Raw genomic sequence first — 15368 nt, forward strand, 5'->3', positions numbered from 1 at the left:
ATAAAATACCTCTATAACCAAAGTTATGAACAGCTAAAATAGGTGCTTCAACAATCATGCAATAGTAGTTGAATTACAAGCCTTAGTATTCCACATCAAATGTGGATAAAACCTTAATAACTCTATTTAAACACTCATTATCAATCATTTAAATCGATGTGGATAACATCGGAGACTGTTAATAAGCCTTTAGCAGGAAAGCCTCGGAAAGGCTTTGTTGGCTTAAAAAGCAGTTCAAATTCATAGTCAGGGAGTTAAGGTTTTTGGATTATCTAAACTATGGAAAAAGCTCGGGAGATAAAGGATAATTTCTGTTTACTTTGTTGTATCTTTGTCCCTATGTCAAATGATGCTTCAACAGTAAAACCATACAATCCCGAGGGCGGAAAAAAAGAGCAAGTAGCGGATATGTTCAACAACATTTCGAAAACTTATGATCTATTGAACCGTTTTATGACGATGGGGATTGATACCATCTGGCGCAAAAAAGCCATCAAATCTTTGAAAAGTTTAAACCCACAGATGATGCTAGATGTCGCCACGGGAACTGGTGATTTTGCTATTGAAGCCATCCGTATCCTGAATCCCAAAAAGATCATTGGGGTGGATATTTCCCAAGGGATGTTGGATGTGGCGAAAGAAAAGATCAAGAAAAAAGGTTTAGAAAATCAGTTTGAGGTTTGTTTGGGCGATTCGGAGGCACTACCCTTCGAAGACCAGACCTTTGACGCTGTGACGGTTGCTTTTGGGGTTCGGAACTTTGAGAACCTGGAACAGGGACTGAGCGATATCCGCAGGGTATTGAAACCTGGTGGAAAGGCAATTATTTTGGAGCTTTCCAATCCTACCGCCTTCCCGATCAAGCAGCTATTTAATTTTTATTTCAACAAGATAACGCCAGCGATGGGCAAAATGATCTCTAAAGACAATAGAGCTTATGAATACCTGCCGGAATCGGTAGCCAAATTTCCTGATGGCGAACGGTTTGCAGCCATCACCAAAACAGTAGGCTTTAAATCCTGTCGGGTAAGACCACAGACTTTTGGCTTCTGTACCATTTACGAATGTCATAACTAAAAAATAAATGAGAACAGTTTTAATTACAGGGGCAAGCTCAGGAATAGGTGAAGCTTGTGCATTGCAATTGGCGGAAGAGCAGAACTTTCGCTTGCTATTATGCGCCAGGAGAATTGAAAAACTGGAAGAATTAACGAATAAAATCAAAACATTGAACCCGAATTGTGAGGTACATACCTTCAAATTGGATGTCCGCAATGCCGAAGAAGTGGAGACCACTTTAGGGAACCTCCCTGCAGAATGGCGCAAAGTGGATGTTTTGATCAATAATGCTGGTCTGAGCCAAGGATTGGATCCGATTCAAGATGGAGACATAGGTGATTGGGACAGAATGATCGATACCAATGTAAAGGGACTTCTATACGTGACCAAATACGTGGTCCCTATGATGGAGGGGAGCGAACAAGCGCACATCATCAATTTGGGATCCATTGCCGGTAAGGAGGTCTATCCGAACGGCAATGTGTATTGTGCAACCAAACACGCTGTGGATGCCTTGAATAAGGCAATGCGCATTGACCTACTGAGCAAAGGGATCAAGGTAACTGCCATCAATCCAGGTATGGTGGAAACGGAATTTTCGGAAGTAAGATTTCATGGCGACAAGGAAAGAGCAAAGGCCGTCTACCATGGCCTGACTCCGTTGAACGGTCAGGATATTGCGGAGATCGTATCTTTTGTGCTTTCCAGACCAAAACATGTTAATATCAATGATCTATTGGTCATGCCAACCGTGCAGGCCAATGGCACCATCATCAACAGAAACAACTAATCTATTCATATACGTTTAATTTATAATAGAATGTCATTAGAAACACAAATCAACCAAGATATTAAAGCGGCAATGATCGCTAAGGATAATGCAAAATTGCGTGGACTTCGTGCCATCAAGGCGGCTATTTTGTTGGCAAAAACCGAAAAGGGCCATAGCGAGGAGATGACCGAAGAAGCGGAAATCAAGGTACTTCAGAAATTGGTGAAACAACGTAAGGAATCAGCAGAAATCTACCAACAGCAAAACCGTGAAGATCTTTATCAGATCGAAGTGGAAGAACAGGAAGTGATTGAGGCTTATCTACCGAAACAATTGGACCGTGCAGCCATCGAAGAGATCGTTAAAGGAGTTATTGCAGAAAGTGGCGCTACGTCGGTAAAAGATATGGGTAAGGTGATGGGTGTTGCCAATCAAAAATTGGCGGGTAAAGCAGATGGTAGAACAATTTCAGAAGTTGTTAAAGCGTTATTGAGCTAATGGAATGGTTCAATAAATCCTTTGAAGAGCTGAGTTCGTTGGAACTGTACAAAATCCTGCAGGTAAGACAGGAGGTTTTTGTACTGGAACAGACTTGTATCTATAGGGATTGTGATGATAAGGATCAGTTTGCCAAGCATCTATTTGCGGTGAAGGATGACAAATGTGTCGCCTATGCGCGATTGATCCCACCAGATTACTCCTACCCTGGATCTTCTTCTATCGGAAGGGTCCTGGTCCATCCTGAATTCAGAAAATTGGATTATGGAAAATTATTGATGGAACAAGCGATACAAAGCTTGGTAGAGGATTATCCTGATTTTCCGATCCGGATTTCCGGTCAGCAATACCTGGAAAAATTCTATAATGAACTGGGATTCAAGACAGAGAGTGATATGTATCTCGAAGATGATATTCCCCATCTAGAGATGGCTTATTACCAGCATATTCAAGCATAAAAAACGGGCTCCTTTAGGAACCCATTTTATTGTATAATATTAACGATGATGCTAATCAGGAACCAAATGGTTAATAGACCAGCTTGGTTGCAAATTCTGGATTTTCAATATCCTCCAATACAGAAGTCTTTTCCAATAAAGGCGCATATTTTACACGTGCTTTGGTCCAACGACCTAAGGTCATGTTATATTCTCCCCCCATATAATTGAAATAGCCCGCATCGGAAGGTGTATTATAAGGAATATTGTTGGTATTCGACCCAGAACGATAGAACGGCTGTTCGTTCAACGTGATCGGGTTAATGATATCATAGAAGTCATTATTGGCTACACGGTATCCAAAACCATTACCAACCACACTACCTCCAGAAGCCACAAACATCACATCCTCTGGGATCGATTTCTCTGTTACATCCGTACCTTCAAAAATCGCAATTCCATAGGTATTTCCGCTATTGGCCAATAGGTTGGTGGTCTTTGTTCCGAAACCTTGCCCATCGGTCGTGCCATAATTATGTGTAGCAATCCAGTTGGCATGTTTGATACTGGTGGATCCCGAACTGAGGATCAATCCATTGGTTCCACCTACATAGAAGAAGGTCCCTTTCTTGGCTGTTCCTTTGGTCAGATTGATCTTATAGGTCCGCATGCCACCTGTTGCCCAGCCCTTTTGTGGGAAACCCACTGGGGTGGAAGCATTGGCATTATTGGTGGTAACCACCGAGAACGGCGTTTTAGCAAAATCGATATCCTCTGTTGCCATAAACTGCATATACTCATGGTTATTATCGGAACCTTTTGGATCATTGTTCCAACCGGTAATAATAGCTTTCGGAACCTTATATACCGATTTCAATTCCACTAAATCTCGTTGCGTACGCATTTTCTGATAAGCAATAACACTGTCTTGCTCCTGTTTGGTAAATACGATACCATAGTAATTGGCCATTTTATACTGTGGAAGGTTGGCCAATGTTGAATTCGCATCGGTAGAAACCGTAATGGTTCCAAATCCATCATTGATGGTCTGATCGCCAGAAATCACCTGACCCGGCTCAGGAGTGTAAGTATAACCTCCCTTAACAATGGCCACCAAGGTACTTTCGAAATCATAAGGTTTCGCGGCAATCTTTGCGGTATTGGTTAAAGTCGCATAAACCGGTCTATCTGAAGCCACTTTAGTGATGCGATTCTGGTCCACATTCTTGATCTGCAAGAGTCCATCAACACGGTCTAAAACAGTACCATCGAGATTGATGATCACAGAATCTCCCGGTTTATATTCTTTAGCGAGATCTCCTAGTGGAATGGCCACTCCTCTTAATAAACTTAACCTTCTGGCATCCTGCACGAACAACATGCCTTCAGGCAGGTTATTACCCGAGTGATCCGAAATCACCACAGCCGAAAGGCTATTGGAGCCTTCCATGGTTTCCAGGTTCAGATCAATCGCCGAACCTTTATATAAATTACGGATATCATATATACCGATATAAGGACTCACCTCCCCTCCTGGATAATTGGTATCCGCACAACTTGCCAAGCTACCTGCGAGCACTGCAAATCCGAATAATTTTTTAAAAATATTTTTCATCTCCTTCATGATTAAGGCTTTTGCCACCACATTTTTGTATTGATTTCATCTGCCCCTTGTCTGGCAACCGCTTCTCTATAACTTACTGGGTTAGAAGATTGCACGTAGACTGGATATTGCATACGCGCCGGCATTTCGCCATTGTTCTTCAAACCTGCTCCTTTTGGCAATATTGGATGTCCTGTTCTTCTATACTCGAACCATTGTTGAAGATCTACTAAGAACAACGCAAAATACTTTTGCTGATGGATCATTTCCATTTTCTCGTCGAAAGTTGCCGCAGCATCCCAAGCCTTATCAGAGGCCGCCAGATGTTCCTCGATATTTCCGGTCCATGTCGGTACCCATAGGGTAATGGAATTGGAAGCGCCAGAATAGAAAGGCACGCTAGGATCTCCAGTGATATAGCCTTTCAGCATGGCTTCTGCCTTGATGAATTCCACCTCCGCAAAATTCATGATCATTCCGGTCATAGGTTCATGCTGCATGCTGTATCCCCCTACGATCTGATCTGCCGAATAGAAATAGGACATTTTTGAATAATCCTCCGAACCTTGGGCATATCCACTTGGAACACCTACGAAGTTTCCGGACACGGGCGCAATTCCCCAACGGTTTACACCTGCTTTCCCATAGTCAGGAATGTTCAATCGTGGATCATTCGTATCACGCAAGAAATCAATGAAATATTCGGCAATCGCAGTTGCTCTAAAATCCTGTACCCTTGTCGACATAAATGGGGATACATAAACCCCTTCTCCCGTCCAACGAAGAATGGCAGACTCCTCATTATTGGCAATGATGGGATAATTAGATTTATTGGTTTCCAAAATCTCTTTGATTTTTGCTTCTGCATAATCTTTTACCTCGGCTTTATGGGCAACACGCATCAATAACCTCAGGAATAAGGAGTTTCCAAACTTACGCCAATTGGCTACCGATCCAGCATATACTGGATCCTGTAATGGATCAATTGCGGTATTGGCTTTCAGCAGGTTATTCGCCGAATCCAATTTCATCAACAGATTGGTATAGATATCCTTCTGGGCATCAAATTTTGGTTCGAACAACAAGGAGTCTCTTCCCAAGGTAGCCTGTGTATAAGGGATATCACCATACGTATCCGTTAGAATGGAGTTGGTCCATGCCTGAAGGATCATGGAGATCCCTTGATAGGACGTATTAAAGGTCAACTCATTCTGCGCCTTGCTGTACATATCCTTGTAATTGGATAGATTCAGGAAGTGGTTGCTCCAAAGGTAATCTGACCAACTTCTTCTAAAGTCATATCGGAAGACTTTGAATTCGCCATCTCCAATGGAAACAGTGACCTGCATCAATTCATTGTTGAAGCCCCTGTTCCGGTTCATATTGGCGGATACGGAAGAGATCAAAGCATTTGCCATGAACTGCTCCGGATAGGCTTCCGTGGTTTTGGTCGGGTCGACATTCAGGTCAACAAAACCTTTATCGCAAGATGAAAGTGCTAAGATGCTTAACAGACTTCCAAATAGTATATTTTTCAATTTCATGATAATCGAGTTAGAAACCAACAATTAGGTTAAATCCGAATGTACGGGTTGACGGGAATTGAGCAATCTCAAATCCTTTCACGATATCCCCACCATCCAAGGTTCCGAATTCTGGATCGAAGGCCGGCCATTTGGTCCAGATGAATAGATCACGGCCATAAACACCAATGGTCGCCCGGTTAATGCCTAAACGGGAAACCAGGTTCTTATTTAAGCTATAATCCAAACGCGCTTCCCTAAATTTGATGAAATCGGTAGGGAATGTGCTTCCTTCGGCATTATCCTGCCCGAAATGAGAACGGTAATATTCATCAACGTTCTTGGCGATGACATCATTTTGGCGGTAGGTACCATCCGCATTCTGGATTACCCCATTACCGATGATACTGCTGTAGCGTCCTGGTAAGGTATTTTTGGTTTTTCCTTGCTCTGCTAATTTATAATGGGTTAAGGAATGACCAACTGCTCCCCATTGGGTATCGAACAAGAGGTTCATACGCAACCCTTTATAAGAGAAGTTATTTCCGAAACTCATTTTACCTTTTGGAATGGTATTTCCCAAATACAGGATTTCACTGGTTAGTTTCGCGTATCCGGTAGATTCATCATAGATGACTTGTCCATCAGGAGCACGCTCATAGCCAATACCATAAAGATCGCCTAAACTTCCACCGACCATTCCTACAATCTGTCCAGATCCTACTGAACGCTGCTGAAGCACGATGGTGCTATCGGTCAACTGTTTGATGAGGTTTTTATTTCCGGTATAGGTAATATAGGATGACCATCCAAAGCCATTGTCTTTAGCTTTGATCTGATCAGTGTTCAAGGCGATTTCTAGACCTTTGTTTTCCACTTCACCAAAGTTGACCAAGAAACGGCTTACTCCCGAAGCAGGGTCTACGAAACGGTAAAGGTGTTGGTTCGATGAATTTGCTTTATACCAAGCAATATCCAATTTCACTTTATTGTTGAACATGCGGATATCGGTACCGAATTCCAGCGACGATGTAGAAAGCGGCTTGATCAACGGATTGGCCAGGGTTGATGGATTAGCCAATGACCCTCCCAACAAGGAATTTGGATTTTCGTAATTGAATTCTGTTTGAAAAGGTTTCTGTACACCTGATCCGGTACCTGCATAAGAGGCACGGAATTTACCAAAGCTGATGAATTCTGGAAGATCCCAGATTTTAGAGAACACGAAACTTCCGTTGATAGAAGGATAATTGAACCCTAATTCTTTATCGATATACAAACGTGTAGCCAAGGTACTTGCCCAGTCCCTACGGAACGTAGCATCCAGGAATAAGAAATCCTTATATCCAGTAGTTACCAAAGTATATAAACTGTTGGTTTGGGATCGCTCGATGATCTGACGGGTTTTTACCCCATATTTTGAATTGTTGTGGTTGTAAACACCTGGGTAGAACAAACCATCAGAGGTCATTTCATCCCGATCATAATCGATACGGGCAGATGCACCACCTAAGTTGACTGAAAAATCAAAGTTATCGTTCAGTTTTTTATTATAGGTCACCAAGAAATCGATATTGGTTTCCTTCGAGAAAATAGATTGGCTACGGTATGATCCTTCCCGAAGTTTAGAACCGGCATCGTAAGGTCTATTCTGGTTTCTATCCTCGATCCCCATATCCATTGCCGCGCGAACATGGGCTTTCAGGTCTTTGGAAAACTGATAAACGGCCTGTGCATTCCCGGTAATGGTATGCCTGTTGTTGGCATTGATGAACTCATAGGAGATCGCGTATGGGTTTTCTGGATAGGTACTGAATGGATAAGCAATTTTACGATCTTCTTCACCATTCACCCAATAATTTCTCAACCAATTCAGGTCAGCGCTTGGTTGCCAGAAAATATACCAGTACATCAAGGATTGGTTTCCATAACCTGTTCCCGGCAAATTGTCTGACCAGCGGTTGGTATAATTCACTTTGGAATTGATGGTCAGTTTATCGGTGATCTTGGAACTCACGGACAGTGCCAATGAATTCTTTTTATATCCGGTATTCGGAACGATCCATTTGTTCTGGGTATTGGTGGCGGAGAATCTGGCAGTTGTCTTGTCGGTACTTCCGTCGATAGATACCGTATTGGTAAAGGTTCTACCAACATCAAAGAAACCATTTACGCCATTTTTGCCATCATAGGCACGCCAAGGTGTTCTTGTAGGACCTACCTTTTGTAATATAGGATCATATTGGAAAAATTCTTGACCATCGAATTTAGGGCCATAAGCAGAACTGGTTCCACTGGTGCTACTTCCATCCACGGAAGAACCGAAGGAGTAATGCGCAGCTCCGTCCAAACCCTGACCATATTCGTATTGTAGATCTGGGGAACGGTTCATGCTTTCAAAGGCAGCATTGGAATTAACGGTAATACCAATTCCTTTTCCTTTAGCGGACCCCGATTTAGTGGTAATGATGACCGCACCATTGGCTCCACGGGAACCATAAAGTGCTGCTGCACCTGGACCTTTTAGTACCGTAATGCTTTCGATATCCTCCGGATTGATGTCGTCCATACCGTTACCATAATCTACCGGCATGTTGTCGGAACCCGTTCCATAGGCGCCATCAGAACCTAGAGCCGAGGATCGACCAGAACCACCGTTCATGATGACTCCATCGACAACGATCAGGGCACCATTTTCTCCGGTTAGGTTGTTTTCTCCACGAAGGATGATCTTGGTGGTCCCAACAGGTCCTGCATTGGACCGCATCAGGTTCACACCGGCAACTTTTCCGGAAAGAGCATCCATCCAGTTATTGGATAAGGCTTCGGTCAACTGCTCGCCTTTAACGGTAGTAGCCGAATAACCCAAAGCCTGTTCTTCACGCTTGATTCCCAAAGCCGTGACTACGACTTCCTCGATCGATTCGTCTACAGCCGATAACTTAATGGAATAGGTTTCCTGTTCCACCTTTACGGTTGTTGAGTTATAACCTATCATTCTTAGGCTCAATGTCGTCCCTTTCACAACAGAACCACTAAACACCCCGTCTTTGCCTGTAAGGCCTATTGCTCGGTTGTTTGCACTAATACTCACGCCCTCTAAAGGGTTCCCAGAACTCTGATCAAGTACCGTAATACGTACATTGATCAATTCTTGTGCAGCATAGGATTTCAAAGGCACATACCTGACGTGCCCTGATGCCTGCGAAATACAGGAAAGCCCTAACAATAGGATAAGGCTTCCTTGGCTAATCCTCAAGATCGATCGATTCATTAATTTCAGTTTTTGTTTGTTTTTCTTAATTCAAGCGGATATCCACGTTCAAATGTTTATCACTTCGGATATAGGTAGAAACCACCTCATAGGTTAATGAAGGTTGGTTGGCTTCGGCAGTTAATGTTTGGGCAGATCCAGGGTAAAGTACAATCTTTTTTGTCCCTTTTCCTGCTTTTAATACCAGCTCAAAATATAGATCACTGTTGTTCTTGATCTCATAATAATTGGTTACTACTCCTTTATTATTGGTCTTTTTATGGAAAACTGGGCTCAACGCTACACAGGCATCGAACAAAGCCTTTACGTGTTCTTCTTTTCCAAATAAGTATTTGCTTGACCAAGCTACAGTCCTTCCGCTATTCAATGCTTCGCGGATACCTTGAGCGCTGCGGTCCTTGCTCATGATCAAGGTCATCGTGCGGTGTACACCTTCTTTGTTCAGATCGTAGCTATGGGCGATCAGGTTATGCATATCGGTATTTCCGATAATGGTTAGGTTTCTGTCCAATGCCCAATCTAAGGCTTTGGAATGGAAGCCCAATCCGTTCACTACTTCGATGCCATGTACTTTCTTTTCCTGGTAGAGTTTTTCTACAAATGGAATCCATTCATATGATCCCGGAATCTGTTTGTCCTTCCATCCCGGATGGTTCCAGAACACAAAGGCACCATCGTTGATCACGCGGTCAATGGATTCTTGGTCTTTATCCTCGTCGCGAACATCGATGAACTTGTTGGCATCAGTAATGAAAAGCGCATTGAAGTGTCCTGGAGGCGTATTACGGGTAACTTCTGTTCCTTTGATCAGGACCAAGTTGTTTTCTTTAGCCAATTCCACGGCAAGGTCATGTGAGCGGTTATGGTCGGTGTTCACATCATCTTTATGGGGTTGGTATTCCATATGTTCGGTAATGGAAATGGCATCCAAACCTTCTTTCCAAGCTTCCTGCACGCGTACGTTAGGCCATACATGGCCATCTGTAAATACGGTATGCATGTGGAAATCACATTTTAGAACCTGGAAACCGTTGACATTGGGAATATGGATGATATCGCGTTTGGATGGCAAACGGAATTCGTCCAAAGTGATTACTCCTTGATTGGTTTGACTGAATAAACTGGTTGTTCCTAATAATAGTAGGCTGGTTAGTATTGCTGTTTTCTTCATGGTTTTAGATTATGTTGAACAAAACTACAGTCAATATATAAATTTTATGTTAAGAAATTGTTTAGTATTTGATAAGAATTAACATGAATTTTGGTGTTTTATAAGGAAAGAAAAGCAAAGAAAAGGTTGCATAGGAAATATTTAAGAAAAATAAAGGTGCGCGGAAGGTGTCAAAAACCGCATGATAACGCATTTTAGTTAATTTATTTTCTTGAGAAAGGAGGTTGAATTGGGGAAGGATTAATTTTGAAAATTGTGGTTTCTTATGGGTATTTTTTTGGGGATTTTAGGGAATTGTAAAGAAAAATCCACGTCATTGCGAGGAGGAACGACGAAGCAATCTTTGGACTTTGTCATCCTGAGCAGCGTCGAAGGATCTGTACGTGTACTATCGAACAGATGCTTCGACTACGCTCAGCATGACATGTGGGAAGATTGCTTCGTGCCTCGCAATGACGAACGCCCTCGCAATGACGTAGGGTCGCAATGACGTAGGGTCGCAATGTCGTAAGGCTGCAATGAAAACCTACCTTGCCTTCACCGGTCTTTCGCCGAAATGCCTATCCCGTTCAAAAGTCGACATATGTCTTTCTTTCTTCGCTGGATAGATATCATCCAAGGTAATCATGATACCAGTCTCTTCCACCTCGCCAAATTCATTGTTCCTAGCGGTACCAAAAACACGCATGGTTGGCGACAAATTCATATACGTATTGATCAATGGCGGAACATTCTCCCCCAACTCTCTTACACGCGTATTCAACACCTTATAACCTTCTTTATAATCCAAGCCATCAAAAATGCCTTCAAACTTGGAAACATCAGTCTTATACCCCAAAAACAAATCTGGAGATGGAGTAACTAATTTATCCTTATCCGGAAAATAATGGTTCATGAAGTAGATCAGCAGATCTCTGGCTTCTTCATTATATTGCGGGTACATGGTCACCTTTCCAAATAGATACTTCACATCTGGATTCAACAACACCACCGCCCCTAGCCCATCCCAAAGGTTATCCAAAGAGAATATCCCTTTGCGGTTATCAATTGCGGGTTGGTATTTGGGTTGTACCCATGATCTTCCCAATTCCAAGGTCTGGGGAAGATAGTTCTTTACAAAGTCTTCTGAAAAATCAAAATAATGCGCTGTGGAGAGATGGACTTCCCCATCTTCTGAAACGGCATTATCACATTTGATCACACGGTATCCCGCAATGATCTCTTCATCATCCGGGTTCCAGGCGATCAGCTGGTCGTAGTTATGTTCACTGATATCGTTCTCATCAATATCCAGTGCTTGCCCGGTACCACCTCCCGCGGAGCGGAAACTCAACTCTCTCAGTCGGCCAATCTCGCGCATGATATTCGGAGACGTATGATAGTTTACCAAATAAACCTCATTGTTGCCATTATTAGTATAACGGACAAAAGCTTCTTTAGTAAGTTCTTTCTTAATTAATTCCCGATCAACAGGTTGAATTATTTCTTGCATAGATTATTATTTACTGTTGGCCATCGCATAAACCTGCTGTTTAACATCTTCGGCCCAGGCTCTTTCGTTTTTGCTTTGGTCGAAATGTGTATATGGAATACGTTTACCGATGCGGATTTTGATGTTCTTCCCGCGTTGGGAAAACAACTCATCAGGTAAATATAACATTTCAATGTTAGCTTTTAAACCTAGTTTTGCTCTTATTCTCGCTAAATTATAGAAGAAATTAGAATTCCTACCCTCAATGTAGACAGGAACGATGTCCTTTTTGTATTTTTTTGCTTTATTGATAAAGCTTTTTTTCCATTCTAGGTCAACAATTTTGCCTTTTATTTTCCGTGAAACCAATCCGGCCGGGAAAACCAACAGGGCATGGTCGGAGGCATAGGCGGTTTCAATGGCCGCGATTCCTGCCTTACTCTGATTGCCTACCTTATTAACAGGCACGAACAAAGGCTCCAGGTTGCGGATGTTCAATAGGATATCATTCACCAGGAATTTCACATCCTTCCGGTATTTTCCGATAGCCTGCATAAAAGCCACGCCATCCAGTCCACCAAGTGGGTGGTTGGAAGCAAAGATCACACTATCCTCCAAAGGAATGTTCTCCACACCCTCCAGATGAACCTCTACATCCAGCTCCTTCAATAAAGAATCCACAAAATCCAAGCCTAGGTCATCGTAATACCTGGTCATGATATAGTTGATCTCATCTTCGTGTATAACACGCTCTAAGTAACTAATTAATGGTTTGGGTATCCACTTCGCTAATTTTGGACTTTTCTTATGAATGACTTCTCGAATCTTTATAAACTTCTCTTGCTCTAGTAAGTCCATATAATTACCGCTCTTTTTAAAGTAGGGTAAAATTACACATTTCCTTTAAAGTACCATTAAACATCTTTTTATTTTATTTCAAAATATATATTTTCGTTACCTTAGCATCAACGAATCATTAAACTCCTAATTAAACGTTTTCTCAAAATAAGGGTTTAATATATAAAACGGTTTCATGTATATAGGCGAAAACATATCTACGCTCTACACCGAGGTCCATCCAAACGACACGGTAGCTGCTACCCTGGATAAGGTCAATGAGCTCCATCTCCAACAACTCCCTGTTGTTAAAGGCAAGGAATACCTGGGGATCATCACCGAAGAAGACCTCTTGAACGTAGATGATGACCTGAAAACCATCAAGGAACTCAAGTTCACTTTTCCATTTATTTATCTTTTCGATTACCAACATATTTTTGATGCCCTGCAATACCTGGAAACTTATCAGTTTGATATGTTGCCCATCATGAACAAGAACAACCAATATGTGGGTGTGATCACGCCAAAGGATCTGCTATTGGCCTTGAACAAGACCGTATCCAACCAGGAGATTGGGGCGATCATCGTGTTGGAAATGGAAGAGCGCGACAATTCCTTGACCCATATTGCGAATATCATCGAATCGGAAAACTGTAAGATCCTGCAGACTGGCGTTAAGGTGATGGAGGATTCATCCAAAGTGGAACTGACCATCAAACTCAACAAGACCAATATTTCTTCGGTTTTGGCATCCCTCTGGCGACATGATTATGTGGTGAAAGCGACTTTTAATGATGGATCTGACCAGAACGACATACAAGAGCGGTACAATCTTTTGATGAATTATTTGAACCTATAATTTATCAGAAATTCCCATCTTTGACTAAATTTTAAAAGAAAGCATGAAAGAACTGGCCATCGCAGTATATGGACGTGAATTTAACCAATCGGTTATCGGCTACGTTGTTGAGCTGTTCAGTTACCTCCGCGAACGCAATGTTCAGGTATATATCTACCACGATTTCCACAGTTTTTTAAAGAAACTATGCAAAGTGGATTTCAAATTCAAAAAATTTAGATCTCATAAGGATCTCCCGAAGGATATTTCGTTTATGCTGAGCCTTGGTGGCGATGGAACCATGCTGGCCGCAGCAACCTTGATTAAGGACTCCGGAATCCCGATCGCAGGTATCAACTTCGGTCGTTTGGGATTCTTAGCCAACATTTCAAAAAACAAGATCGAAGAGGCATTGGACCAAATCTTGGCAAACCAATACCAGATCCAAAAGCGTGGGCTGTTGCAGGTAGAAACCTCAGATGGAACCCTTGTGGCCGGAGATAATATTGCGCTAAATGACATAACGGTATTTCGTTCGGATTCTTCCGCTATGATCACAGTAAATGCGGTATTGGATAATGAGCTCTTGAACTCCTATTGGGCCGATGGATTGATCATTGCGACACCAACCGGCTCCACAGCCTATTCCTTAAGCTGTGGCGGGCCGATCCTGATGCCGGGAAGCGGCAACTTCGTGATTACCCCTATCTCTCCCCACAACCTGAACGTACGCCCTATCGTCGTCAGTGAAAACATGAAATTGCACCTGGAGATCGAAAGTCGCACGGAAAAATACATCTTGAGCTGCGATTCGAAAAGTTATACCCTATCGACAAATACAACCTTAACCATTTCCAAAGCGCCTTTCAACATCAACTTGATCAGGCTTCAGAATGACCAGTATTTCAGTATCCTACGGGAGAAATTACTATGGGGTATAGACGTCAGAAATTATTAATCAAGGTTTAAAGTTCATTTAACACTATTTAATATCAAAGGATTATCTGAAAACCTGTATCTTTACCGCAGTATACAATCAAATGAACTATAAAGATAAAATAGACAAAACTAACCTTCCTAAGCATATTGCGATTATCATGGATGGCAATGGCCGATGGGCCAAGGAACAGGGTGAGCTGCGTGTATTTGGACACAAAAACGGTGTTACAGCTGTTCGGGAGGCCTTGGAGGCTGCTGTTGAAATCGGCGTTTCCTACCTCACCTTATATGCTTTTTCCACCGAAAACTGGAACCGACCTGAATTTGAAGTCAATGCCTTGATGGAACTCTTAGTGAATTCCCTCAACCAGGAATTACCTACCTTCCAGGCCAACAATATCCGGGTAAATACCATCGGAAAGACTTCTGACCTACCAGATCATTGTCAAGTAACCTTGGCAAGTACCATCGATCAGACGAAGAACAATACAGGCTGTACCCTTACTTTAGCCTTAAGCTATGGTTCCAGACAAGAGATTGTGGAAGCCACCAAAAGGATAGCGGAAAAGGTGAAGAACAATGAACTTGATCCTTCGAATATTAATGAAGAAACCATAAGCCAGCATCTTTATACCTATGATATGCCGGATCCCGATATTCTGATCAGAACATCCGGTGAAGAACGCATCAGTAACTACATGCTTTGGCAGATCGCTTATTCTGAATTATTCTTCCTACCCATTATGTGGCCGGAGTTTTCCAGAGAACATCTCTTCGAGTGTATTTATTTATATCAAAATCGCGAAAGAAGATTTGGGAAAACTAGTGAACAATTGTAAGAAATACTTACTTTTGCAACATTTTGATTTTGGATGGGTTAATCCCCGAAATCCGCAATATTTCTTTTAACAAAAATTAACAAGACTTTGCTGTACTTTAGCAGACA

Annotated in this window: 13 protein-coding genes; 7 read left to right on the top strand and 6 right to left on the bottom strand. The window is 42.2% G+C overall.

Features of this window, described 5'->3' with window-relative positions; translation table 11 throughout:
* Window positions 1-339 precede the first annotated feature (339 nt).
* The 4 genes from ubiE to E3D81_RS07335 are packed head-to-tail and all read left to right on the top strand — an operon-like array spanning window position 340 to window position 2787.
* Window positions 340-1077 carry a bifunctional demethylmenaquinone methyltransferase/2-methoxy-6-polyprenyl-1,4-benzoquinol methylase UbiE gene (ubiE, locus tag E3D81_RS07320; RefSeq protein WP_134778411.1) on the top strand — a complete coding sequence of 246 codons (738 nt, stop codon included), beginning with the start codon at window positions 340-342 and terminating at the stop codon, window positions 1075-1077.
* A gap of 7 nt (window positions 1078-1084) precedes the next feature.
* Window positions 1085-1849 (top strand): SDR family NAD(P)-dependent oxidoreductase, encoded by a 765-nt coding sequence (locus tag E3D81_RS07325; protein ID WP_134776975.1) that lies wholly within the window; start codon window positions 1085-1087, stop codon window positions 1847-1849.
* A 30-nt stretch (window positions 1850-1879) separates the two neighbouring features.
* A complete protein-coding gene (locus E3D81_RS07330) occupies window positions 1880-2329 on the top strand; it encodes a GatB/YqeY domain-containing protein (protein WP_134776976.1) in 450 nt (149 codons plus the stop codon).
* On the top strand, window positions 2329-2787 hold the full coding sequence (locus tag E3D81_RS07335) for a GNAT family N-acetyltransferase (protein ID WP_099365285.1): 459 nt from the start codon (window positions 2329-2331) through the stop codon (window positions 2785-2787). The genes E3D81_RS07330 and E3D81_RS07335 overlap by 1 nt, the downstream gene beginning before the upstream one ends.
* Window positions 2788-2857: 70 nt before the next feature.
* On the opposite strand, the gene E3D81_RS07340 is transcribed toward E3D81_RS07335, so the two are convergent.
* The 6 genes from E3D81_RS07340 to E3D81_RS07365 all read right to left on the bottom strand — a co-directional run bounded on the left by E3D81_RS07340 (window position 2858) and on the right by E3D81_RS07365 (window position 12666).
* Window positions 2858-4381, bottom strand: a complete 1524-nt coding sequence (locus E3D81_RS07340) for a DUF5689 domain-containing protein (protein ID WP_134776977.1) — start codon at window positions 4379-4381, stop codon at window positions 2858-2860.
* An 11-nt stretch (window positions 4382-4392) separates the two neighbouring features.
* Complete coding sequence (locus E3D81_RS07345) at window positions 4393-5913, bottom strand: SusD/RagB family nutrient-binding outer membrane lipoprotein (protein ID WP_134776978.1); 1521 nt, start codon at window positions 5911-5913, stop codon at window positions 4393-4395.
* Between the two features lie 10 nt (window positions 5914-5923).
* On the bottom strand, window positions 5924-9166 hold the full coding sequence (locus tag E3D81_RS07350; protein WP_134776979.1) for a SusC/RagA family TonB-linked outer membrane protein: 3243 nt from the start codon (window positions 9164-9166) through the stop codon (window positions 5924-5926).
* A 25-nt stretch (window positions 9167-9191) separates the two neighbouring features.
* The gene (locus E3D81_RS07355; RefSeq protein ID WP_099365282.1) at window positions 9192-10337 is read right to left on the bottom strand and encodes an Sb-PDE family phosphodiesterase; all 1146 of its coding nucleotides are present in this window, start codon (window positions 10335-10337) and stop codon (window positions 9192-9194) included.
* 526 nt (window positions 10338-10863) lie between these two features.
* A complete protein-coding gene (locus E3D81_RS07360; RefSeq protein ID WP_099365281.1) occupies window positions 10864-11829 on the bottom strand; it encodes a GNAT family N-acetyltransferase in 966 nt (321 codons plus the stop codon).
* Window positions 11830-11835: 6 nt separating this feature from the next.
* Entirely contained in the window at window positions 11836-12666 is an 831-nt protein-coding gene (locus E3D81_RS07365; protein ID WP_134776980.1) for a 1-acyl-sn-glycerol-3-phosphate acyltransferase, read from the bottom strand.
* 175 nt (window positions 12667-12841) lie between these two features.
* On the opposite strand from E3D81_RS07365, the gene E3D81_RS07370 reads away from it, so the two are divergent.
* The 3 genes from E3D81_RS07370 to E3D81_RS07380 all read left to right on the top strand — a co-directional run bounded on the left by E3D81_RS07370 (window position 12842) and on the right by E3D81_RS07380 (window position 15261).
* Window positions 12842-13504, top strand: a complete 663-nt coding sequence (locus tag E3D81_RS07370; protein WP_134776981.1) for a CBS domain-containing protein — start codon at window positions 12842-12844, stop codon at window positions 13502-13504.
* A gap of 43 nt (window positions 13505-13547) precedes the next feature.
* Window positions 13548-14441, top strand: a complete 894-nt coding sequence (locus E3D81_RS07375; protein WP_317128174.1) for an NAD kinase — start codon at window positions 13548-13550, stop codon at window positions 14439-14441.
* An 82-nt stretch (window positions 14442-14523) separates the two neighbouring features.
* Window positions 14524-15261, top strand: coding sequence for an isoprenyl transferase (locus E3D81_RS07380; RefSeq protein WP_134776982.1), 738 nt, complete (start codon window positions 14524-14526; stop codon window positions 15259-15261).
* The last annotated feature ends 107 nt before the right edge of the window (window positions 15262-15368 follow it).

This window comes from Sphingobacterium sp. CZ-2 (assembly GCF_004526235.1).
Classification (GTDB): Bacteria; Bacteroidota; Bacteroidia; order Sphingobacteriales; family Sphingobacteriaceae; genus Sphingobacterium; species Sphingobacterium tenebrionis.

Excerpts from the sequence above, each read along its gene's own strand:
- ubiE (WP_134778411.1), top strand. The coding sequence starts at position 340 with ATGTCAAATGATGCTTCAACAGTAAAACCATACAATCCCGAGGGCGGA.
- E3D81_RS07325 (WP_134776975.1), top strand. The coding sequence starts at position 1,085 with ATGAGAACAGTTTTAATTACAGGGGCAAGCTCAGGAATAGGTGAAGCT.
- E3D81_RS07330 (WP_134776976.1), top strand. The coding sequence starts at position 1,880 with ATGTCATTAGAAACACAAATCAACCAAGATATTAAAGCGGCAATGATC.
- E3D81_RS07335 (WP_099365285.1), top strand. The coding sequence starts at position 2,329 with ATGGAATGGTTCAATAAATCCTTTGAAGAGCTGAGTTCGTTGGAACTG.
- E3D81_RS07340 (WP_134776977.1), bottom strand. The coding sequence starts at position 4,381 with ATGAAAAATATTTTTAAAAAATTATTCGGATTTGCAGTGCTCGCAGGT.
- E3D81_RS07345 (WP_134776978.1), bottom strand. The coding sequence starts at position 5,913 with ATGAAATTGAAAAATATACTATTTGGAAGTCTGTTAAGCATCTTAGCA.
- E3D81_RS07350 (WP_134776979.1), bottom strand. The coding sequence starts at position 9,166 with ATGAATCGATCGATCTTGAGGATTAGCCAAGGAAGCCTTATCCTATTG.
- E3D81_RS07355 (WP_099365282.1), bottom strand. The coding sequence starts at position 10,337 with ATGAAGAAAACAGCAATACTAACCAGCCTACTATTATTAGGAACAACC.
- E3D81_RS07360 (WP_099365281.1), bottom strand. The coding sequence starts at position 11,829 with ATGCAAGAAATAATTCAACCTGTTGATCGGGAATTAATTAAGAAAGAA.
- E3D81_RS07365 (WP_134776980.1), bottom strand. The coding sequence starts at position 12,666 with ATGGACTTACTAGAGCAAGAGAAGTTTATAAAGATTCGAGAAGTCATT.
- E3D81_RS07370 (WP_134776981.1), top strand. The coding sequence starts at position 12,842 with ATGTATATAGGCGAAAACATATCTACGCTCTACACCGAGGTCCATCCA.
- E3D81_RS07375 (WP_317128174.1), top strand. The coding sequence starts at position 13,548 with ATGAAAGAACTGGCCATCGCAGTATATGGACGTGAATTTAACCAATCG.
- E3D81_RS07380 (WP_134776982.1), top strand. The coding sequence starts at position 14,524 with ATGAACTATAAAGATAAAATAGACAAAACTAACCTTCCTAAGCATATT.